Annotated in this window: 16 protein-coding genes; 11 read left to right on the forward strand and 5 right to left on the reverse strand. The window is 66.3% G+C overall.

Going from position 1 to position 20,995, the window contains the following annotated elements:
• Nucleotides 1–2 precede the first annotated feature (2 nt).
• Genes COW1_RS14025 through gshA form a run of 4 tightly spaced genes read right to left on the reverse strand, consistent with a single transcriptional unit; the run spans nucleotide 3 to nucleotide 3,679 of the window.
• Nucleotides 3–368 (reverse strand): NusG domain II-containing protein, encoded by a 366-nt coding sequence (locus COW1_RS14025; protein WP_201344530.1) that lies wholly within the window; start codon nucleotides 366–368, stop codon nucleotides 3–5.
• On the reverse strand, nucleotides 368–1,414 hold the full coding sequence (locus COW1_RS14030) for an FAD:protein FMN transferase (protein ID WP_201344531.1): 1,047 nt from the start codon (nucleotides 1,412–1,414) through the stop codon (nucleotides 368–370). The genes COW1_RS14025 and COW1_RS14030 overlap by 1 nt, the downstream gene beginning before the upstream one ends.
• Nucleotides 1,404–2,354, reverse strand: a complete 951-nt coding sequence (gene gshB, locus COW1_RS14035) for a glutathione synthase (RefSeq protein ID WP_201344532.1) — start codon at nucleotides 2,352–2,354, stop codon at nucleotides 1,404–1,406. The genes COW1_RS14030 and gshB overlap by 11 nt, the downstream gene beginning before the upstream one ends.
• On the reverse strand, nucleotides 2,351–3,679 hold the full coding sequence (gshA, locus tag COW1_RS14040; RefSeq protein WP_201344533.1) for a glutamate--cysteine ligase: 1,329 nt from the start codon (nucleotides 3,677–3,679) through the stop codon (nucleotides 2,351–2,353). The genes gshB and gshA overlap by 4 nt, the downstream gene beginning before the upstream one ends.
• 314 nt (nucleotides 3,680–3,993) lie before the next feature.
• On the opposite strand from gshA, the gene COW1_RS14045 reads away from it, so the two are divergent.
• From COW1_RS14045 to COW1_RS14085, 9 genes are all read left to right on the forward strand, one after another.
• The gene (locus COW1_RS14045; RefSeq protein ID WP_096367643.1) at nucleotides 3,994–4,350 is read left to right on the forward strand and encodes a PleD family two-component system response regulator; all 357 of its coding nucleotides are present in this window, start codon (nucleotides 3,994–3,996) and stop codon (nucleotides 4,348–4,350) included.
• A 164-nt stretch (nucleotides 4,351–4,514) separates the two neighbouring features.
• A complete protein-coding gene (gene pilH, locus COW1_RS14050; protein WP_096367352.1) occupies nucleotides 4,515–4,880 on the forward strand; it encodes a twitching motility response regulator PilH in 366 nt (121 codons plus the stop codon).
• A gap of 26 nt (nucleotides 4,881–4,906) precedes the next feature.
• Nucleotides 4,907–5,455, forward strand: a complete 549-nt coding sequence (locus COW1_RS14055; protein ID WP_201344534.1) for a chemotaxis protein CheW — start codon at nucleotides 4,907–4,909, stop codon at nucleotides 5,453–5,455.
• An 89-nt stretch (nucleotides 5,456–5,544) separates the two neighbouring features.
• Nucleotides 5,545–7,566: a methyl-accepting chemotaxis protein gene (locus COW1_RS14060; RefSeq protein WP_201344535.1), complete on the forward strand. Its 2,022-nt coding sequence runs from the start codon at nucleotides 5,545–5,547 to the stop codon at nucleotides 7,564–7,566.
• Between the two features lie 42 nt (nucleotides 7,567–7,608).
• The gene (locus COW1_RS14065; protein ID WP_201344536.1) at nucleotides 7,609–8,490 is read left to right on the forward strand and encodes a protein-glutamate O-methyltransferase CheR; all 882 of its coding nucleotides are present in this window, start codon (nucleotides 7,609–7,611) and stop codon (nucleotides 8,488–8,490) included.
• Nucleotides 8,491–8,502: 12 nt separating this feature from the next.
• Nucleotides 8,503–14,079: an Hpt domain-containing protein gene (locus COW1_RS14070; RefSeq protein WP_201344537.1), complete on the forward strand. Its 5,577-nt coding sequence runs from the start codon at nucleotides 8,503–8,505 to the stop codon at nucleotides 14,077–14,079.
• Entirely contained in the window at nucleotides 14,072–15,109 is a 1,038-nt protein-coding gene (locus COW1_RS14075) for a chemotaxis protein CheB (RefSeq protein ID WP_201344538.1), read from the forward strand. Before COW1_RS14070 ends, COW1_RS14075 begins: the two co-directional genes overlap by 8 nt.
• A 17-nt stretch (nucleotides 15,110–15,126) precedes the next feature.
• Nucleotides 15,127–15,600 carry a chemotaxis protein CheW gene (locus tag COW1_RS14080; protein WP_096367347.1) on the forward strand — a complete coding sequence of 158 codons (474 nt, stop codon included), beginning with the start codon at nucleotides 15,127–15,129 and terminating at the stop codon, nucleotides 15,598–15,600.
• Nucleotides 15,601–16,005: 405 nt separating this feature from the next.
• Nucleotides 16,006–17,457, forward strand: coding sequence for a DASS family sodium-coupled anion symporter (locus tag COW1_RS14085; RefSeq protein WP_201344539.1), 1,452 nt, complete (start codon nucleotides 16,006–16,008; stop codon nucleotides 17,455–17,457).
• Nucleotides 17,458–17,498: 41 nt separating this feature from the next.
• On the opposite strand, the gene COW1_RS14090 is transcribed toward COW1_RS14085, so the two are convergent.
• Nucleotides 17,499–17,876, reverse strand: a complete 378-nt coding sequence (locus COW1_RS14090) for a hypothetical protein (protein ID WP_201344540.1) — start codon at nucleotides 17,874–17,876, stop codon at nucleotides 17,499–17,501.
• 238 nt (nucleotides 17,877–18,114) lie between these two features.
• On the opposite strand from COW1_RS14090, the gene COW1_RS14095 reads away from it, so the two are divergent.
• Nucleotides 18,115–19,578, forward strand: a complete 1,464-nt coding sequence (locus tag COW1_RS14095; RefSeq protein WP_096367344.1) for a sensor histidine kinase — start codon at nucleotides 18,115–18,117, stop codon at nucleotides 19,576–19,578.
• Nucleotides 19,575–20,978 carry a sigma-54 dependent transcriptional regulator gene (locus COW1_RS14100; RefSeq protein WP_201344541.1) on the forward strand — a complete coding sequence of 468 codons (1,404 nt, stop codon included), beginning with the start codon at nucleotides 19,575–19,577 and terminating at the stop codon, nucleotides 20,976–20,978. Before COW1_RS14095 ends, COW1_RS14100 begins: the two co-directional genes overlap by 4 nt.
• Nucleotides 20,979–20,995 lie beyond the last annotated feature (17 nt).

Below are 20,995 nucleotides of genomic sequence, written 5' to 3' on the forward strand. Positions count from 1 at the left end.
GGTCAGAGATTGATCGCGTCATAGCGCCGGTCGCGGCCCTGCAGGTGCAGGCTGATCCGGTTGGGCAGGCAGGCGGCGACCATGCCGCCCTGGTCGATCCAGCCGGTATGCACGCAGCGTTTGCTCTCGCAGGGCGAGTCCAGGAAGCGGGCGCGGCCGGGGGCCAGCGCGATCCGGCTGGTCCCGATACTGCCCTCGATCTCCAGGGTCCGCGCCTCGATCAGCGGCAGGCTGGCCTGGTGGCGGCCGTCGACCCAGATCTCCAGGCTGGCGGCCTGTTCGGTCTGCCAGAAATGGATATAGCTCCAGCCGACCAGGCCGACGGCCAGCACCAGCACCAGCAGATCGGCGGGGCGGACTGCGCGCATCAGGGCAGCTCCCGCAGGATCACATCCGGCTCGGCTTCGGTTTCAAAGCGGATGCGCCCGGCCATGGCGTGCGTCAGTTCCACCGTCCCGTCCGGGCGCACCCGCATCACCCGGTCGATGCCCATGTCGGCGGCGACCTGCGGCCAGGCGTCGCCGGCGACGAACAGGGCGGTGGCGGCGGCATCGGCGGTGGCGGCCTCGGTGTGGATGACTGTGAGCGAGGCGGTGCCGTACGCGGGATAGCCGCTGCGCGGGTCGATAATATGATGATAGCGCCTGCCCTCGACCTCGAAATAGCGCTCATAGTCGCCGGAGGTGAAGATGCTTTCATCGTCCCGGGTCGCGATCGAGGCCAGCACGCCCGGCGCGCGCGGGTGACGGATGCCGATGCGCCAGGGGCGCTCGCGCGCGCCGATGGCGCGCAGGTCGCCGCCGGCATTGACGATGGCGTTGTCGATACCGGCCGCGCGCAGCCGGCCGATGGCGCGGTCCACCGCCACGCCCTTGGCGAAGGCGCCGAGATCGAGCTGCAGTCGCGGGTTGTCGCTGCTGGCCCGGCCGTTTTGCAGTTTCAACTCGGCCATGTGCGGCCGTCCGGCCAGCCAGGCCTCGATTGCCGCGGCGTCGGGCACCCTGTCGGGCAGGTCGTTGCTGTGAAAGCCCCACAGGGCCATGAGGCCGCCGATGGCGGGTTCGAACAGACCGTCGCTGCTGCGGTTCAGCGCGCGGGCCTGTTCCAGTACTGTCATCAGGTCGGGGGGGACAGGTGTCTGCTCGCCTCGCTGCAGGGCGGTGTTGAGCGCGGTCAGCCGGCTGTCCTCCCAGGCGTGCCAGTCGTGGTGCAGGCGATGAAAGTCGCGCTCGATCGCCGCCAGCACCGGATCGGCCTGTTCAGCTTCCGCGCCGTAAAGGGTGATGTCGATGATGGTGCCCAGGGCGATGAAGCGGCGCTCGAGCAGGGGCGATTCGGCCGGCTGGCAGGCCGCCAGCAGCATCGCCGCCAGCAGGACGAACAGCTGCAGATGCTTCGCCGGCTCAGTGCGCATTCAGCTTCGCGGCCAGGCAGTCCATCAGGTCGCCGGCAATATCCAGGCCGTATTCCCGGTCCAGTTCGCGGATGCAGGTGGGGCTGGTGACATTGACCTCGGTGAGGTAGTCGCCGATCACGTCCAGGCCGACGAAATACAGGCCCTTCGCGCGCAGCGCCGGGGCGACCTGGGTGCAGATCCAGCGGTCGCGCTCGGTCAGTTCCACCCCGACGCCGCGCCCGCCCACGGCCAGGTTGCCGCGGGTCTCGCCCGCGGCCGGGATACGGGCCAGGGCGTAGGGCACCGGCTCGCCGTCGATGAGCAGGATGCGCTTGTCGCCGGCGCTGATCTCGGGGATGAAGCGCTGCGCCATGACCGACGTGCGGCCCAGATCGGTCAGGGACTCGAGAATGACGCTGGTGTTGGGGTCGTCCTGGCGCACCCGGAAGATGGAACTGCCGCCCATCGAGTACAGGGGTTTGAGAATGGTGTCCTGCTGCTCGGCGATGAACTCGCGCAGCCGGCCCGGGTCGCGGCTGACCAGCGTCGACACGCAGCACTGCGGAAACCAGGCGGTGTAGAGCTTTTCATTGACATCGCGCAGGCTGGCCGGGCGGTTGACCACCAGCACGCCGGCCGCCTCGGCGCGTTCCAGGATATAGGTGGTGGCGAAGTACTCCAGATCGACCGGCGGGTCCTTGCGCATCAGCAGGATGTCGAGTTCCTCCAGCGGCCGGGTCTGCGGCGGCGCCAGGTCGAACCAGTCGTCGGGGTCGTCCCGGACCTCGAGCCCGCGCATCCGGGCCCAGGGGCGGCCGTCGCGCAGGAACAGGTCGGCCTGTTCGAAATAGAGGATCTCCCAGTGCCGCGCCCGGGCGGCGAGCAGCATGGCGAAGGTGCTGTCCTTTTTGATGTTGATGGAGCCGATGGGATCCATCAGCACGCCCAGGCGGGTCATGCCTGGGCCTCGGCCGCGCCCTCGGCCAGTTCCTCGCGGTGGTCGGCCAGCTCGCGGGCGGCGGCCAGCAGGGCCAGCCGGGCGATCACGCCGTAGGCATAGAAGCGGTTGGGTTCGGCGTCCGGGGCCTGGTTGGTGTCAGGATTGATGCAGGACTCGACGAAGGCCAGCGGCTCGAACTGCATCCCCGGCGCATTGAGGTTCTCGTGTACCCCGCGGCCCTTGTGCACCCGGTAGAAACCGCCGACCACGAAGTGATCGATCATGTAGACCACCGGTTCGGCCACGGCCTCCTCCGCGCCCCAGGTCTCGAAGGTGTAGACGCCTTCCTGGAGCAGGAACTTGCTCACGCTCGCGCCGCCTTTCATCGATCCCATCTTGTTGCGCTGCTTGCGGTTGAGACTGCGCAGTTCATCGACGCTGGTGACCGACATGATGGCCATGCCGTAGGTGCCGGCATCGGCCTTGATCACCACGAAGGGCTCGCGGTCGATGTTGTATTCGTCGTATTTCCTCTGGATATCCTCCAGCAGCCTGCCGGCGTTGATGAGCAGGCATTCCTCGCCCTCGCGCTTCTGGAAGTTCAGCTCGCCGCAGTTGCGGAACATGGGATTGATCAGCCAGGGGTCGATGTCGAGCATCCTGGCGAATTCGGTGGCCACCTCGTGGTAGTGGGTGAAATGGCCGGATTTCAGGCGTACGGTCCAGCCCAGGTCCGGCGGCGGGATCACCATCTGCTCCAGGTCGCGCAGCTTCTCCGGGTGGCCGCCGATCAGGTCGTTGTTCAGCAGCACCATGCAGGGGTCGAAGCCCTCCAGGTACACCCGGTTGCCGCGGCGCTGGATCGGCTCCAGGGTCAGCTGGCCGCCGGAGGGCAGGTCCAGGGTCAGCGGCGCGTCCAGATCCTCGCGGGTGGAGCCGATGCGCACCTGGTAGCCGGCCTTGAGGATGATGTCGCGCAGGGTGGCCACGCTTTCCAGGTAGAAGAGGTTGCGGGTGTGCTCCTCCGGCACCAGCAGGATGTTGCTGGCGGTCTCGCAGATGTGCTCCATCTTGGTCTGAAAAGCCTGGATGCATAGCGGCAGGAAGGCGGTGTTGAGGTTGTTGAACCCGGCCGGGAACAGGTTGGTGTCCACCGGGGCCAGCTTGAAGCCGGCGTTGCGCAGATCCACCGAGGCGTACAGGGGCGCGGGGGTCTCGCGCCACTGGGCCCGCAGCCACGCCTCGATGCGTGACTGCTGCTCCAGCAGATGGCTCTCGATCTGCTGCAGGGGGCCGGTCAGGGCCGTGGTCAGGTGCGGCACATGGGGATGGTCTGAGGTCATAAAGTTTGCTGCCGGGTGGACGCTACAGGAGACAGGTAACGGCGTAATAGTAATGGAATTCAGCGTTCCGACGCCAATACCGGCGTCGGAGGGATGACCCGATATGCCGTTGGACTGCACTGTCCGGTGCGGGTTCAGTCCCCCGCTGCAGGGGTGGGGCGAACACGCAACTAATGGAAAGTCGTAGATTTTTGTGCTAACTGTATGGGGCGCGGCCGGTTCGCGCCCATAACACTACAAGGAACCAGTCAGTGGGGGGATACGCTGTGGAGAGTGCAGCCCAACAGATCGATACGCTCGAAGGCCTGCGGGTGATGGTGATTGACGACAGCAAGACCATCCGCCGCACCGCCGAGACCCTTCTCAAGAAAGCCGGTTGCGAGGTCATCACGGCCACCGACGGCTTCGAGGCCCTTTCCAAGATCGCCGATCACAAGCCCGATATCATTTTCGTCGACATCATGATGCCGCGCCTTGACGGCTATCAGACCTGTGCCCTGATCAAGCACAACCAGGCCTTCAAGGGCACGCCCGTGATCATGCTTTCCAGCAAGGACGGCCTGTTCGACCGGGCACGGGGCCGGATCGTGGGATCGGAGCAGTATGTCACCAAGCCCTTTTCCAAGGAGGAACTGCTGGGTGCGATCCGGGACCACGTCGTCCGCGATTGATCCTGCCTCCCCCGCGGTCTGCCGGGGGAGCGCCGTTCCCCAACCATCCGCCACGGGTCGCCGAGGGTCTGACCTAAACCTTCCGTGTCCGCGGGCGATAACAGGTACCAGGACGTGCCGGAAATAAAACAGCGCGCCAACCAGTTGATGAAAGGAGACGTTACATGGCTCGTATTCTGATTGTGGATGATTCTCCCACGGAAATGCATGTGCTCAAGAGCATGGTGGAGAAGAATGGCCACGAGACCCTGACCGCCGGTTCCGGCGAGGAAGGCATCGAGGTCGCCAAGGCGGAGAAGCCCGATCTGGTGCTGATGGATGTGGTGATGCCCGGACTGAACGGTTTCCAGGCCACCCGTCAGCTGACCAAGGGCGCGGAGACGGCGGATATCCCGGTGATCATCTGCACTACCAAGGATCAGGAAACCGACCGCGTCTGGGGCATGCGCCAGGGCGCGAAGGACTACATCACCAAGCCGGTGACCGAGGCCGATCTGGTCAGCAAGATCAATACCGTGCTCGGCGCCTGACAGGGACGCACGGACAGGGAGGTGTCATGAGCCAGACCCCTGATAACAAGGACCCGGTCCACATTCTCTTCGATCTGGAACGGCGGCTGCGCCGCGCGGCCCGGCCGCTGCCCAGTGAAGTCGAACTGCGCGAGGATTGGGTCGGCATCGGTTTCCGCCTCGGCGGACATCGTTTCGTCTCGCCGCTGGGCGAGGTGACCGAGATACTCACCCCCACCGATTATTCCAAGGTGCCTGGCGCCAAGAACTGGGTGCAGGGCATCGCCAATGTGCGCGGTAATCTGCTGCCGATCATGGATCTGCAGGGATTTCTGCACGGCCACAGAGCCGCCGCCACCCGCCGCAGCCGCGTGCTGGTGATCAACCATGCCGGCGTACACTCCGGGCTGGTGGTCGACGAGGTGCTGGGGCTGAAGCATTTCATGCCGGAAGACCAGACTCCCGAGCCGCCGACCGACGATGCCGCCATCCGGCCCTACCTGGACGGCGGTTTCCGTATCGGCGATGAACACTGGGGCGTATTCAGCATGCGGCGGCTGGCGGAAACTCCGCAGTTCCTGCAGGCGGCACTGTGAACAAAGGGATTTAACAACAACGCGGCTTTGCGCAACCAAAGACCAACCATCAACCAGGATACTGGTTTATCGAGGGCAGGAGAGGAACCATGAGTACTCAAACTTCAACGGACCGGCAGGGGCAGGGAAAGATGGTACGCAATCTTATCCTGCTGCTGCTCGCCTCGGTGCTGGCCATGGCGGCGATCTTCGTCTACACCGCCCGTCAGGCAGCATTCGACAAGGAACGTATCGGTTATACCAGTGAACAGCAGGTGCTGTCGCAGCAGATCGCCAAGTACGCCCTGGAGGCGGCTTCGGGCGGCGAAGAGGCCTTCGATCAGGTGGTGATGAACCGGGATCGCTTCGATCAGACCCTGAAGGTGCTGCGCAACGGCAACGTCAATTCCGGGCTGCCGCCGACCGCTGAGGAATCCGTCGCCCACGAGGAACTGGTGGCGGTGGAGCGCAAGTGGAACGAGTTCCGCGGCACCGTCAATACGGTGCTCGAGGGCGAGGAACTGGTGCTGGCGGTCAAGGAGACGGCGGCGGTGATCAACGAGTTCATGCCGCAGCTGCTGGCCCACTACGAGGACGTGGTGCGGGTGCTGGTCGATCGCAACGCCGGCCAGGAGGCCGTGCGCGTGGCCAGCCGCCAGCTGATGCTGTCCCAGCGCATCGTCAACAATCTGAACAAGGTGCTGGCCGGTGAGGATGCCGAGGCCGCCACCGAACAGTTCGCCCAGGATACCGAGGAATTCGGCATGGTGCTGGAAGACCAGATCCGCGGCGGCGAGAACGCTCCGCAGATCCAGGACCCCGAGGCCCAGGCCAAGCTGCGTGAGATCGCCATGCTGTTCAGCTCGGTCAGCGACTATGTCGGCGAGATGCTGGACAACGCCGACGCCCTGATGGGGGTGCAGGCCGCGGCCAGCGCCGCTTCGGATCAGTCCGATCAGCTGTTCGCCGCCTCCGCCAATCTGCAGTCGGCCTACTCGCTGGCACCGACCCAGCGGCCGATCAAGGTGCATCATGCCTACATGTTCGGCGGTCTGGCCCTGATCTTCCTGATCTGGCTGGGCTGGTCGCTCAAGCGTGACGCCGACCGCCGCAGTCAGGCTGCCGAGGAGACCAACAAGAAGAACCAGGAGGCCATCCTGCGGCTGCTCGACGAAATGGGCAATCTGGCCGACGGCGATCTGAGCAGCTACGCCACGGTGACCGAGGACTTCACCGGGGCCATCGCCGACTCCATCAACTTCACCATCGATGCCCTGCGCGAGGTGGTCACCACCATCAACAGTGCATCGGGTCAGGTGACCTCGGCGGCCGAGCAGACCAAGACCACCGCCATGAACCTGTCCGAGGCCAGTGAGCACCAGGCCCAGGAGATCACCTCGGCGGTAACCGCCATCAACGAGATGGCCGTGTCCATCGACGAGGTGTCCAGGAACGCCAAGGAATCGTCCGAGGTGTCGCAGAAATCGGTGGAGATTGCCAACAAGGGCGGCAAGGCCGTGCGCCGTACCATCGAGGGTATGGACCAGATCCGCGAGCACATCCAGGAGACCTCCAAGCGCATCAAGCGCCTGGGCGAGTCCTCCCAGGAGATCGGCGACATCGTGGAACTGATCAACGACATCGCCGAACAGACCAACATCCTCGCGCTCAATGCCGCCATCCAGGCCGCCATGGCCGGCGAGGCCGGCCGTGGCTTCGCGGTGGTGGCCGACGAGGTGCAGCGTCTGGCCGAGCGTTCCTCCAACGCCACCAAGCAGATCGAGGCGCTGGTGAAGACCATCCAGACCGACACCAACGAGGCCGTGATCTCCATGGAGCAGAGCACCTCGGGTGTGGTCACAGGTGCCCACCTGGCCGAGGACGCCGGCGACGCACTGGAGGAGATCGTCAGCGTCTCCGAGAACCTGGCCGGTCTGATCGAGAACATCTCGAACTCCGCGGCCCAGCAGTCCAAGGCGGCCAGCAACATCACCGAGACGATGAACGTCATCCAGGAGATCACCACCCAGACCAACACCGGCACCAACGAGACGGCGGCCTCCATCGGCAACCTGACCGAACTGGCGTCGGATCTGCAGCGGTCGGTGTCCGGCTTCAAGCTGCCGGAATAAGTCCGGCCCGATGCCGACGGATGGGGGACGATGACGGTGCAGATGCCGAGCCAGAAACTGCCGCTCCAGGGACGGCGCGGGCGGCTGCCGGATCTCAGCGATGCCGAGTTCGGCCGGTGGCGTGAGCTGCTGGAGGCGCGGGCCGGCATCCGCCTGAGTCCGCAGCGCAAGCCGCTGTTCCTGTCCGGGCTGCGCGCCCGGATGCGCGAGGTCGGCTGCGAGGACTACCAGACCTACTACGAGCAGCTGAGCCAGCGCGACAGCGTGCCGGAGTGGGCCATCCTCATCGACCGGCTGACGGTGCACGAGACGCGGTTTTTCCGTGATCCCGATGCGCTGCGCCTGATCGAGACGCGGCTGCTGCCCGGGTTCGTGGCGGACAGCCGGCGCAGCCTGCAGGCCTGGAGTCTGGGCTGCGCCAGCGGCGAGGAGGCCTATTCCCTGGCCATGCTGCTGGATCATGCGCTGCCCGCCGGATCCGCGCCCCGCTTCGGCATCACCGCCACCGACATCAGCCGCCCGGCGCTGGCCGCGGCCCGGCAGGGCGAGTATGCCCGGCGTCGCCTGGACGGCATCCCGGAGACCTACCGTCGGCATTACTGTGAGACCGTCTCGGAACAGCGTTTCCGCATTGCGCCGCGGCTGCGCCGACGGATCTGTTTCTCTCCGCTCGGCATCGCCGACCTGGAGCGCTTCCCGCTGGACGGCTTCGATCTTGTCTATTGCCAGAATGTGCTGATCTATTTCGACCGCAGCGAGCGTCACGGCATCCTCGACCGCCTGGCCGACCGGCTGGCACCGGGCGGCATGCTGGTGCTCGCGCCCGGGGATGTACTGCACTGGTCGCATCCGCAGCTGGAACGCGTTCGCTGTGAAGGCACGCTGGCCTATCAACGCCGGGTTGACCCGGAGGTAAGGGATTAAATGAGTGGAGCCATGGATTTCAGTACGCTCAAATGGGTGAAATCGGAACTGGACGAAACCCTCAGGCAGGCCCGGCAGGCGCTGGAGGCCTTCGTCGAGGATCCGGAGGACGATTCCCAGCTGCGCTTCTGTTCGGCCCACCTGCATCAGGTCTCCGGTACCCTGCAGATGGTCGAACTCTACGGTGCCAGCATGCTGGCCGAGGAAATGGAGCAGCTGCTGCTGGCCCTGCAGAAAGGCGACATCGCGCAGAAGGACGAGGCCCTGGAACTGCTGATGCGCGGCATCCTGCAACTGCCCGACTATCTCGACCGGCTGATCGCCGGCTATCAGGACATCCCGCTGGTACTGCTGCCCCTGCTCAACGACCTGCGTGCCGTGCAGGGCGAGAGCCTGGTGTCCGAGAATGCCCTGTTTTCCCCCGACATCGACGCCGCGCTGCCGCAATCGGCCCTGGCCGAGACCGAGGACGCGGTCCTCGATGAACTGGCCCGCGGCCAGCGGCATGCCTACCAGGTTGCCCTGCTGGGCTGGTTCCGCGGCCGTGACGTGGCCGCCAGCCTGGAACAGATGGAAACCGTGCTGGCCCGCCTGCAGGCGGCCAGCACCAGCCCGCAGGCCCGCCGCCTGTGGTGGATCGCCCGCGGCCTGGTTCAGTCCCTGCGCGCGGACCGGCTCGAGACCAGCATGGCCACCAAGCTGCTGCTGGGTCAGGTCGATCGCCAGATCAAGCGGGTGATCGACGGCGGCGAGGCCGTTCTGCAGCAGGAACCGCCGGTGGAACTGCTGAAGAATCTGCTGTTCTACGTTGCCCGCGCCGAGGAGGCCGCCGGCATGGCAGCCGAGATCCAGACGACCTACCGCCTGGCAGATCTGCTGCCGGACGAGGAGCAGATGGAGCAGGCGCGTCAGAGCCTGAGCGGTCATAACATGGAGTTGATGGCCACGGTCACCGCCGCCATCAAGGAGGATCTGGCGCGGATCAAGGACGCACTGGATGTCTGCCTGCGCAGCAGCGCGCGCGACCCGGCCGCACTGGTTCCGGCTGCCGAGACCCTCGACAGGGTCGGCGACACCCTGGGTATGCTGGGCATGGGCGCGCTGCGCAAGCAGATCGTCGAGCAGGCCGGCATGATGCATGCCATGGCCGACGGCAGCCGCGAGATCGAGGACGACCTGCTGATGCAGGCCGCCAGCGCTGTGCTGTACGTGGAGTCATCGCTCGACGGACTGCTGCACGGGGATGTGCGTCAGGCGGATTTCGCCGACGAGTCCCGGCAGATCGAGGCCATGGTGCCGGAGAGCGAGTTCAACCAGGTGCGCGGGGTGGTGGCCGAGGAGGCCATTCGCGATGTGGCGCGGGCCAAGGACAGCATCCTGCAGTACATCGAGACCCCGGACAATTTCACCCTGCTCGAACCCGTGCCGGCGCTGTTCAACCAGATCAAGGGCAGCCTGCTGCTGCTCAATGAAAGCCATGCGGCCGAGTTGCTGGCGCAGGTGGCGGATTTCGTGGATGAACAGATGCTGGCACAGCAGCGCCGGCTGTCCGAGACCGAACTGGACCAGCTGGCCGACGCCATCTCCAGCATCGAGTATTTCCTCGAGAACCTGCAGGAACGCAAGGTCTTCAGCGCCTCTATCCTGGACGTGGCCCGCGACAGCCTGAGGCAGCTGACCGGCGCCGGGCCGGCTGCAGACAGCCCGGTCCCGAGCGCCGATGCCGGAGCCGAACCTGAGTCGATGGCCGCCCCCGGGTTCTCCGGGGATGAAGCCACGCTTCAGAGCGAAGACGAAGAAGTGATCGAGATCGCCGCGCCGGAAGCGCAGGACGAGTTGCCGGCAGCGTCTGCGGACGATTTCGAGGTGATCGAACTGGAATCCTCGGAAACCAGCGAGGTCGAGGCCTTCGATGCCGACCTGGTCGATAGCGAGACACTCGAGACCATCGAGATCGAACTGCCCGCGGAGACGGCCGAGGCCGAGCCCGTCACGCTTGCTGGCGATGATGACGCGCAGACCACTGCCGGGCCGGCAGCGCAAGCAGCCCCCGCGCCGCAGGCGCAGGAGTTGCCCTATCCCGTGCTCGAGGGCGGCGAGATCGACGACGAGATCCTCGAGATCTTCATCGAGGAGGCGACCGAGGAGGTCGCCGCTATCGGCGAGCGGCTGCCGCGCTGGCTGGACAACCCCGAGGAGCAGGAGGCCCTGACCGAGATCCGCCGCTCCTTCCATACCATCAAGGGCAGCGGCCGGCTGGTCGGCGCCATGCTGATCGGCGAGTTCGCCTGGGCCTTCGAGAACATGCTCAACCGTCTGATCGACGGCACCATCGAGCGCAGCGACGCGATGTGCCGGCTGCTCGCCGCCGCCGGCCGGACCCTGTCCGAACTGGTGGCCCAGATCCAGGGCGAGGGCGGCCCGAGTCTCGACATCAATGCCATGATGCAGGCCGCCGAGGCTCTGTCCCGGGGCGAAACCCCGGCGCCGGAGGACTTTGAAGCACCGGCGGCGGCACCGGCCGTCGAGGCAGCAGAGCCGGATGTCGCCGTCGAGCCCGAATCCGGGATCGAGGTGACGATCGAGGCCGAACCGGCAGCGCCCGCCATCGATCCGGTGCTGTTCGAGATCTTCGACAACGAGGCCCGGGATCATCTCGCCAGCATTCGCGCCTTTCTCGAGTCGGCCGCGGCGAGCGGCGACAGCAGTGTCACCGACGAATTGATCCGTGCCGTGCACACCCTGCACGGCAGTGCCCACATGGCCGGCGCGACCCGCGTCGCCGCCATTGCCGCCGAGATGGAGCGCTACACCAAGGCGCTGATGCAGGCGGGGATGCAGATTCCCGAACCCGGCCGCGCCTCCCTGGCCCATGCGGTGGATACGGTCGAGAGCCTGATTCCGCTGCTGCAGCAGGCCGGGGCCGCGCTGCCCGAGACGGACGAACTGATCGAGACCCTGCGTGCCCTGCCGCGCGAGGCGGAGCAGCTGCAGGCGCAGGGTGTGCCGGCGGCCACCCCGGGCAGCAGTCATCCCTGGACGCCCGAGGAGGAAACCGCCGTTCCGGCCGCGGAGACGGAGGCGGACACGGTCATCGAGATCGAGGCCGGCGCCCCCGCGCCCGAAGTGGAACTCGAACCCGCACCCGTGCCCGAAGCCGCCGAGGCCGAACCCGCAGCGGAAATCGCCGGCGAATCCGAGACCGAAGCAGACCAGGAACTGATCGATATCTTCCTCGAGGAGGGTGACGAGATCCTGGACAACGCCGAGCAGGTGCTGCAGCAGTGGATCCGTCAGCCCGAGGATGCCGAACTGATGGCCGCCATGCAGCGCGATCTGCATACCCTCAAGGGCGGTGCCCGGATGGCGAACCTCGCGCCCATCGGTGACCTGACCCATCATCTGGAATCCCTGATGATCGCGGCCGGCGATGGCCAGGTTGCGCCCTCGCAGGATCTGTTCGATCTGATGCAGCTGTCACAGGACCGGCTGGTGCAGATGTTGGAAGCGGTCAAGGCCGGCAACCCCGCGCCGGCCGGCGAGGACCTGATCGCCCGCATCGAGCGTATCCGCAAGGGCGAAGCCGACCCCGTGATCGAGACGGCGGCACCGTCCGAACCGACATCCGCGCCGGCGGACGTTCCGGCGCCCGCCGCCGAGGCCGAGGGCGTGGAAGTCGTGCCGATCCCGCCGGTCGAGGAACTGCCCCGGGCCCAGCCCGAGCGCCAGGAGCGCACCCAGCAGGAACTGGTGCGCATCCGTGCCGACCTGCTCGATGACATGGTCAACCATGCCGGCGAGATCAGCATCTACCGCTCGCGCCTGGAGCAGCAGGTCGGCGCCTTCCGTTTCAACCTGTTCGAGTTGAGCCAGACGGTCGACCGCATGCGCGAACAGCTGCGCAAGATGGAGATCGAGACCGAGGCCCAGGTGCTGTCGCGTTACGAGCGCGAGTACGCCGAGAGTGAGGAGTACGACGCGGACTTCGATCCGCTGGAGATGGACCGCTACTCCACCCTGCAGACCCTGTCGCGTTCGATGATGGAATCCATCAGTGACATGGTCAGCCTGCAGAGCCTGCTGGACAACATCACCCGCGAATCCGAGACCCTGCTGCTGCAGCAGTCGCGCGTGAACACCGATCTGTCCGAGGGGCTGATGCGCACCCGCATGGTGCCCTTCTCCGGCCTGGCCCCGCGTCTGCGGCGCATTGTGCGCCAGGTCTGCCAGGAGGTGGGCAAGCGCGCCGAATTGGAGATCGAGGGGGCGGAGAGCGAGATGGACCGCACCGTCATCGACCGCATCGTCGCGCCGCTCGAGCACATGCTGCGCAACGCCATCGCCCACGGCATCGAGGCGCCGGAGCAGCGGCGCGAGCAGGGCAAGCCCGAGGCCGGCAGCATCCGCCTGACGCTGCGCCGCGAAGGCTCCGAGGTGGTCATCCGCCTGTCCGACGACGGCGCCGGCATGAACATCGAGGCCATCCGCGCCAAGGCGCTGGAGCGCGGCTTCATCACGCCCGATACCGATTTCACCGACAACGAGATCATGCAGTTCGTGCTGGAGACCGGCTTTTCCACCGCCAGCGAGGTCACTCAGGTGGCCGGGCGCGGCGTGGGGATGGACGTGGTCAACAGCGAGGTCAAGCAGCTGGGCGGCTCGCTGCACATCGATTCGGCCGCCGGCCAGGGCACCAGTTTCACTGTCAGGCTGCCCTTCACCCTGGCCATGAGTCAGGCGCTGCTGGTGCAGGTGCACGAGGAGACCTATGCCATCCCGCTGACCGGCATCGAGGGCATCGTGCGCATGCCGCAGGAGCAGCTGGAAGCGCATTATGCCGATCCGGAGAAGAAGTTCAGCTATGCCGGCTACGACTATGATGTGCGCTACCTGGGCAGCATGCTGGGGACCGGCGAGCCGACGCTCGGCGTCGCGGGCCAGCCCAGGCGCCTGCCGGTGCTGCTGGTGCGCACGGGCGATCACCACATGGCGTTGCAGGTCGACGCCCTGCTGGGCAGCCGCGAGACGGTGGTCAAGTCGGTCGGCCCCCAGATCAGTACCGTGCGCGGCATCTCCGGCGCGACCATTCTCGGCGACGGCCGGGTGGTGTTGATCCTGGATCTGGGCGGGCTGCTGCGCGCCGGCGAGATCACCACCCATCTGGGCGGCGAGACGGCGGCACCGGCGCCGGCGGCAGAGGTCGATCGCGCCCTGCATGTGATGGTGGTCGATGACTCCATCACCGTGCGCAAGGTCACCACCCGCCTGTTGGAGCGCAACGAGATGGAGGTGAGCACGGCCAAGGACGGGGTCGATGCCGTCGCCAGGCTGCAGGAACACATCCCGGACGTCATGCTGCTGGATATCGAGATGCCGCGCATGGACGGTTTCGAACTGGCCACCCACATCCGCAACGAGCCGCGGCTGCAGCACATCCCGATCATCATGATCACCTCGCGCACCGGCGAGAAGCACCGCCAGCGCGCCATGGACATCGGGGTCGACTTCTACCTGGGCAAGCCCTATCAGGAGCAGCAACTGCTCGATACCATCCGCCAGGTGATACAGGACCGGCAGGCGCATGCCTGACCAGGGGGAGACCGAACTGCGGGTCGGGCTGATCACCGGGCAGGAGAGGCAGGAGCGCTACCTGCGCGAACTGCTCGAGGCCAACGGCCTCAATGTGGTGACGGGCTTTCAGACCGGCGCGATCGATATCGAAGCGGTCCGCGCCAGTCCGGCCGATGCCCTGGTTATCCTGATCAACGGCGAGGCCGAACAGGCCATTGACGAACTCGAACTGCTGATCGAGGAAGTCGAGGTGCCGTTGCTGTTTCACGAGGGGGCGGTGCCGCGCGACCCGGGCTGGGGCGGCAAGCTGCGCGCCAAGCTGGAACGACTGGTGCGGCGCGAACCGCGTCAGGTGTCTGCCGAACCCGTGCTCAAACCGGTTGCCGGTGATGCCGGGACCATGGCCGCTGCCACGCCGGCACCCCTGCAGATCGTCGCCTCGCAGGAACAGCGGCGTCCCCGGGCCGTTGCGGTCTGGGTGCTGGGCGCCTCGCTGGGCGGCCCCCAGGCGGTGCGGGCCTTCCTCGCCGCCCTGGACGGCAAACCGCCGTCGGTGGGACTGGTGCTGGCGCAGCACATCGGCGATGCCTTCGTGCCGCTGCTGGCTGAGCAGCTGCAGCGCATGACCGGCATCCCGGTGGCCGTGGCCCGCGAAGGCAGCCCGATCCTGACCGGCCAGGTCACGCTGGTGCCGGTCGACCGGCGTTTCACCCTGACCGATCAGGGTCTGATCGCCCTGACCGGGGAAGTCATTCCCGGCACTTACCGCCCCTGCATCGATGACGTCATGGAACAGGTGGTGGGGTATTACAAGCACAGTACCTGCGCCGTCGTCTTCAGCGGTATGGGCGATGACGGCAGCCGCGGCGCGGGTGCCATCGTCCGTGCCGGCGGTACAGTTTTCGCCCAGTCCGCCGACACTTGTGTCATAAGCAGCATGCCGGATGCCGTGCGCCGCAGCACCACGGTGGGCGAATCCGCTGCGCCCGAGGCGCTGGCGCGGCGCATGCTGGACTGGATCGCCGATCGCAGGCAGTCCGACAACTAGGCCCTGGAGGTCACGCCATGGACGTCGTACAGGACAAGGTTCGCAGTCTTCTGGTCCCGCTGCGGGACCGTACCCTGCTGGTCCCCAATATCGCCATCGCCGAACTGATCCCCTGGCAGGACCTGGCGCCGGTTGATAGCGCCCCCGACTGGCTGATGGGGATTCTGAACTGGCGCGGGTACGAACTGCCGGTGATTTCCTTCGAGGCCGTGCGCGGCGATGCCCGGCCCGCGACCGATGACCAGACGCATATCGCAGTGATGAATTCGGTCAGGGGCGAGCAGGGTGTGCCCTTCTATGCGCTGGTCACCGCCGGCATCCCCCACCTGGCGCGCCTGGGCGAGGGCGAGTTGCAGCATACCGGCGCCTTCGACGGTGTTGCGGCCAGCGGCGAACTGGCGCGGGTGCAGTTCGACAACCAGCGCGCCATCATCCCCGACCTGGATGCGCTGGAGGCGCTGGCGGCGGACTACGTCCGCCAGGTCGCCTGATCCGGCCGTCTAGGCCGAAAGAGCAAAAAGGGGTCGGTGACAAAAGAGAGTAATTCGTATCATTATTTGTCACCGACCCCTTTTCTCACAAAAGAGAGTAATTCGTATCATTATTTGTCACCGACCCCTTTTCTCCCTTTTCTCTTTTCTCCGTCATTGCGAGGAACGAAGTGACGTGGCAATCTCCTGCTGCAGGATCAACCGGTTGGTGATTGCCGCGCTTCTCCCATAGACTCCCTTCGGGCTTCATTATGGGTACCCCATCCTTCGGGTCCGGGCACCGCAATGACGCTCAAGTAAGTGCCATTCGTCGCCCTGTTTTCCGTCTTTTCCTTTTGCTGCATTGCTGACCGGCTGACATCCGCGTAGATTGCCCCGGATCGTGATCGGGCTCCGGATTTCTCTATGACGCCTTCTCCACAACCCTGGCGCCAGCGCCTGGGCCTGTTTCTGGGGCCGGGGCTGTTCCTGTTCATGGCATTGATGGAAACGCCGGCCGGGATCTCTGCAGTTGCCTGGCAGGTGGCCGCGCTCACTGCCCTGATGGCGGTCTGGTGGGTGACAGAGGCCGTGCCCATCCCGGTGACGGCGTTGCTGCCGGTGGCGCTGTTGCCCCTGCTGGGCGTGATGGATATCGCCGATGCCGCCGCGCCCTATGCCAATCCGCTGATCTTCCTGTTCCTGGGCGGGTTCATGATCGCGGCCGCCCTGCAGCGCTGGAACCTGCACCGGCGCATCGCCCTGCACATCCTGGGGCTGACCGGCCATGGCCTGGACCGGCTGGTGGCCGGTTTCATGACCGCCACCGCGGCACTCAGCATGTGGGTGAGCAATACCGCCACGGCGGCGCTGATGCTGCCGATCGGGGTTTCGGTGCTGGTGTTGCTGGAGGAGCAGGAGGTGGCCCCGGAGCACGGCCGCAACTTCGCCCGCGCCCTGCTGCTGGGCATCGCCTTCGGTGCCAACATCGGCGGCATGGCCACCCTCATCGGCACCCCGCCCAACGCCCTGCTGGCCGGTTATCTGGCCGAGCAGTATGGGGTGCAGATCGGCTTCGTGCAGTGGATGGCGGTGGGGCTGCCCGCCGCCCTGATCCTGCTGCTGGCCTGCTGGTGGGTGCTGTGCCGCCGGGTCTTTCCCCTGCCATCATGGCGTATCGAGGGCATCCAGGATCTGATCGCCCGCCAGCAGGCCGCGCTGGGTGGGATGACCGTGCCCGAACGCCGGGTGGCGCTGGTATTCGCCGCCGTCGCTCTGGCCTGGCTCGGCCGGCCCCTGCTGGAGACGGCACTGCCGGGTGCCGGGTTGAGCGACCCGGGAATCGCCGTTCTGGGAGCGCTGCTGCTGTTCCTGATTCCCGCCGGCGGCGGGTTCAGGGGCGGGCTGCTGCAGTGGGAGGCGACCGCCCAGCTGCCCTGGGGCGTGCTGGTACTGGTCGGCGGCGGGCTCAGTCTGGGCACGGCGATCAGCAGCAGCGGCCTGTCCGGCGCGGTGGTGGTCGGTCTGGGCGATCTGGGGGGCTGGCCGGTATGGGCGGTGATCGGTCTGGTGGCCCTGGTGGCCATGCTGCTCAGTCATGTCACCAGCAACACTGCCACCGCTGCCACCCTGCTACCTCTGGCCGCGGCACTGGCGTTGAGCCTCGGCCAATCCCCCCTGCTGCTGACCGTCCCCGTGGCGCTGGCGGCCTCCTGCGCCTTCATGCTCCCGGTGGCCACGCCGCCCAACGCCATCGTGTTCGGCAGTGGGCGGCTCGAGGTGCCCGACATGGTGCGGGCCGGCTGGCAGCTGAGCCTGCTGGCGCTGGCGGTGGTGACCCTGGTGGTGCTGACGCTGGTGGAAGCTGTGCTGAGTTGAGCGTTTGCAGGGAGCGCCGCAAGGGAGGCTTGAGATGCAACTCAGGGCAGGGCCTGGCCGCCGATTCTCAGGCGGGTGTCGGTATAGCGTTCGGCCTGCTCCTCGTCGAGCATGGCCAGTTTGCTGATGACCACGGCCGGGCCGGGATCGATGACGGAGCGGGTCTGGGAATCGTGCAGGCTTTCGCCTTCGGCATCCAGGAATTGCAGGGTCAGGGTGGCGTAATGGGATTGGTCGCAGCGGTTTCTGACCCTGGCCTGCCACTCGATTTCCACGATGCCGTAACCCTCATCCGGTTCGCCCACGCTGTATTCGATCAGCTCGATGCAGTCCTCGGTCGGTGTCTCCCCGGCCAGGCTGAGGGCCGGGACGGCAGTGCTGGCAATCATGCCCAGCACCAGCAGCAGATCGGCTTTCATAATCGCTCCATCCTTTCGTCTGGCCCGTTGATTGCAGCTTCCATGCCACGGGCTGTCCGGCGGACGCCGGTCTTGTCCCGGGCTGGGTGTGATATTCAGTTCATATTGAGAATAGGCGAGAATTCAATAAATTGAATTCAATACCCGGGGTCATGCCGGGGTTGTCGAGAGGCCGCCGGGCTACGCCATGAGCGCCCATGTGCCAGAATGGCGCATGCATGAATCAATGGAGAACAGAATGGGACTCCAACACTACAACCTGCGCGCTGCCTTGCTGGTTTTCGTCCTGTTGCCCGTGCTGGCCCTGGCGGGATTGGCCGGCTGGTATACGCTGCAGCTGCTGGAGAGGCAGGGCGAGAAACGCATGCGGGACGAAATCGACCTGATCGCCCGCGCCATCCGTCAGCCCCTGGGCTATGCCATTGAACAGGGGCGCGAGGGCAGCCTGGCCCAGGCCCTGGACTCGGCCAGCCGCATCGGACGGGTCTACGGGGTCTATGTCTATGATTCCGACGGCAACCGCATCGGCACCAGTGGCCCGACGGCGCCCGCGGCCGGCAGTCGCCGCGCTGCGGAACTGGTGTCCGAGGGAGACCGCCGGGACGAATTTCAGCGAGTGGAGGGGGGCGAGGACGTCTATTCCTATTTTCTGCCCCTGGCCGACAGCGGGGGGCGCATCAGCGGTCTGCTCCAGGTCACGCGGCGGACCAGCGAGTTCCGGGACTATATCGCCCGTCTGCGCACCCAGGGGCTGGCGGCGTTGGTGCTGACCTCTCTGCTGCTGACCGTTGTCATCTATATCGGTCATCACAAGGCGGTGGGCTCGCATGTTCGCGCCATGCTGACGGCGATGCGCCAGGTCAGTCGCGGGCAGCGTGACCGGCGTCTGCCCATGCACGGCCCGCGCGAATTGAATCAGCTGGCGGTGGGCATCAATCGGATGCTTGAGAGCCTGACCACCCAGCGCGAGGTATTGGATGAACACCGGCGCGAGCAGGCCAGGCTGGAGGATCGACTGCACCAGTCCGAGCGCATGGCGGCCATCGGCCGTCTGGCTGCAGGGGTGGCGCACGAACTGGGCGCACCGCTCAACGTGGTCGACGGAAAGGCCCAACGCGCTCTGCGCCAGCCGGGGCTGGATCCCCATCTGGTCCGGGGATTGGAGGATATTCGCGCTGAGGTCAGACGGATGAATTTCATTGTCCGCCAGTTGATGGATTTCGGCCGCAATAATCCGCTGCAATGCCAGCCGGAGCGCGCCGACCGGCTGATACGCACGGTCCAGGCCCAGTGCGGCGACGCGGCGGCAGGTCGCGATGTCGTCCTGGAGATGGTTGGGCAGCCGCCGGCGCCGGTGTTGCCACTGGACCGGCTGCGGATGGAGCAGGCGCTGTCGAATCTGTTGCGCAATGCCCTGCAGGCGGCGACCGCACGGGTGCGTCTGGGATGGTTTGTCGAAGGCGATCAGGCGGGTTTCAGCATCGAGGACGACGGCCCGGGCATTCCGGCATCGGAGCGGGAGAAGATCTTCGAACCTTTTTACACCACCAAGGGGGTGGCCGAGGGGACCGGCCTGGGACTGGCCGTTGCCGCGGCTGCGGTCAAGGACCACGGTGGCCGGATCGAGGTCGATCCGGGTTCCATGGGTGGGGCGCGGTTCCGGATCCTGTTGCCCCTGGCCGATGCCGAGGTGCAGTCATGAGTTCAGCGCAGACAACAGCCGCCGCCCCGCAACGGGCCTTGGTGGTGGAGGACGATGCCGCCCTGCGCACGCTGCTGGTGGAGGAACTGGAGGATGCCGGTTATGCCGCCGAGGCGGTACCGGATGCCGAACAGGCCTGGCAGCGCCTGCAGGCCCGGGAACAGGACCTGGTGATCAGCGACCTGCGCCTGCCCGGCGCCGATGCCATGACTCTGCTGGGCCAGGTGCGGCAGTTGCCGGCCGCGCCCGGCTTCATCATCATCACCGCCTTCGGCACTGTCCCCCAGGCGGTGGAGGCGCTCAGAGAGGGGGCGGATGATTTCCTGACCAAGCCGGTGGACCTGGAGCACCTGCTGATGAGCGTGCGCCGGGTGAGCGAGACCCGGCGTCTGCGGCTGGAGTTGGCACGGTATCGGGCGCTGCTCGGCGAGGCGGACTTTCACGGCATGGTCGGCCGCAGTGCGCCCATGCAGCGCCTCTATGGCCAGATCCGTCAGATCGCCCGTGCCGCGGGTCCGGTGCTGATCGAGGGCGAGAGTGGCACCGGAAAGGAACTGGTCGCCCGCGCCCTGCATCGGGAGAGCGAACGCGCGGATGGCCCCTTTGTTGCCATCAACTGCGCCGCCATTCCCGCCGAATTGCTGGAGAGCGAACTGTTCGGGCATGCCGCCGGTGCCTTCTCCGGAGCGCAGAAGGCCCGGCGTGGCCTGTTCCTGGAGGCCAGTGGCGGCAGCCTGCTGCTGGACGAGATCGGCGAGATGCCGCTGGCGATGCAGGCCAAGCTGCTGCGGGTGCTGCAGGAGCAGACGCTGCGGCCGGTTGGCAGCGACCGCGAGGAAGGGGTCGATGTGCGCATCCTGGCCGCGACCAACAGCGATCTGGCCAGTGAGGTGAATGAGGGCGGCTTCCGTGAGGACCTCTACTACCGGCTCAACACCTTTGCCCTGCAGGTCCCGCCGCTGCGGGAACGGGGTGAGGACCTGGAACTGCTCACGGCGCGTTTCATCGATCAGTTCAGCGCCCGCCAGGATCATTCAGTGCAGGGCATCACTCAGGCCGCGCTGCGCCGGCTCCAGGCCTACAGCTACCCCGGGAATGTGCGCGAACTGGCCAATGTCATCGAATGGGCGGTGACCTTCTGCCATGAGAGCCAGATCGATCTGGTGCATCTGCCGGAGCGGCTGTCCGGGACGGTGACGCTGGAGTCCGCGCCGGCAGCCGACGCGCCCCCGCCCTGGCGGGGAGAGGATGAACCCCTGCCTACACTGGCCCAGGTTGAACGGCGCTACATCGACCATGTGCTCGAACAAGTCGATGGCAACAAGCGCCAGGCTGCCCAGATTCTGGGCATCGGGCGCCGTACCCTGTACCGCCGCCTGGGCGAGAGTGACACCGACTGATCCGGGCGTCCGGCACA

The organism is Thiohalobacter sp. COW1, assembly GCF_016629505.1.
GTDB lineage: Bacteria > Pseudomonadota > Gammaproteobacteria > Thiohalobacterales > Thiohalobacteraceae > Thiohalobacter > Thiohalobacter thiocyanaticus_A.

Coding starts and splice junctions, on each gene's coding strand:
- COW1_RS14070 (WP_201344537.1), top strand. CDS start 8,503: ATGGATTTCAGTACGCTCAAATGGGTGAAATCGGAACTGGACGAAACC.
- COW1_RS14065 (WP_201344536.1), top strand. CDS start 7,609: ATGCCGAGCCAGAAACTGCCGCTCCAGGGACGGCGCGGGCGGCTGCCG.
- pilH (WP_096367352.1), top strand. CDS start 4,515: ATGGCTCGTATTCTGATTGTGGATGATTCTCCCACGGAAATGCATGTG.
- COW1_RS14100 (WP_201344541.1), top strand. CDS start 19,575: ATGAGTTCAGCGCAGACAACAGCCGCCGCCCCGCAACGGGCCTTGGTG.
- COW1_RS14080 (WP_096367347.1), top strand. CDS start 15,127: ATGGACGTCGTACAGGACAAGGTTCGCAGTCTTCTGGTCCCGCTGCGG.
- COW1_RS14045 (WP_096367643.1), top strand. CDS start 3,994: ATGGTGATTGACGACAGCAAGACCATCCGCCGCACCGCCGAGACCCTT.
- COW1_RS14085 (WP_201344539.1), top strand. CDS start 16,006: ATGACGCCTTCTCCACAACCCTGGCGCCAGCGCCTGGGCCTGTTTCTG.
- COW1_RS14055 (WP_201344534.1), top strand. CDS start 4,907: ATGAGCCAGACCCCTGATAACAAGGACCCGGTCCACATTCTCTTCGAT.
- COW1_RS14075 (WP_201344538.1), top strand. CDS start 14,072: ATGCCTGACCAGGGGGAGACCGAACTGCGGGTCGGGCTGATCACCGGG.
- gshB (WP_201344532.1), bottom strand. CDS start 2,354: ATGACCCGCCTGGGCGTGCTGATGGATCCCATCGGCTCCATCAACATC.
- COW1_RS14060 (WP_201344535.1), top strand. CDS start 5,545: ATGAGTACTCAAACTTCAACGGACCGGCAGGGGCAGGGAAAGATGGTA.
- COW1_RS14030 (WP_201344531.1), bottom strand. CDS start 1,414: ATGCGCACTGAGCCGGCGAAGCATCTGCAGCTGTTCGTCCTGCTGGCG.
- COW1_RS14095 (WP_096367344.1), top strand. CDS start 18,115: ATGGGACTCCAACACTACAACCTGCGCGCTGCCTTGCTGGTTTTCGTC.
- gshA (WP_201344533.1), bottom strand. CDS start 3,679: ATGACCTCAGACCATCCCCATGTGCCGCACCTGACCACGGCCCTGACC.
- COW1_RS14025 (WP_201344530.1), bottom strand. CDS start 368: ATGCGCGCAGTCCGCCCCGCCGATCTGCTGGTGCTGGTGCTGGCCGTC.
- COW1_RS14090 (WP_201344540.1), bottom strand. CDS start 17,876: ATGAAAGCCGATCTGCTGCTGGTGCTGGGCATGATTGCCAGCACTGCC.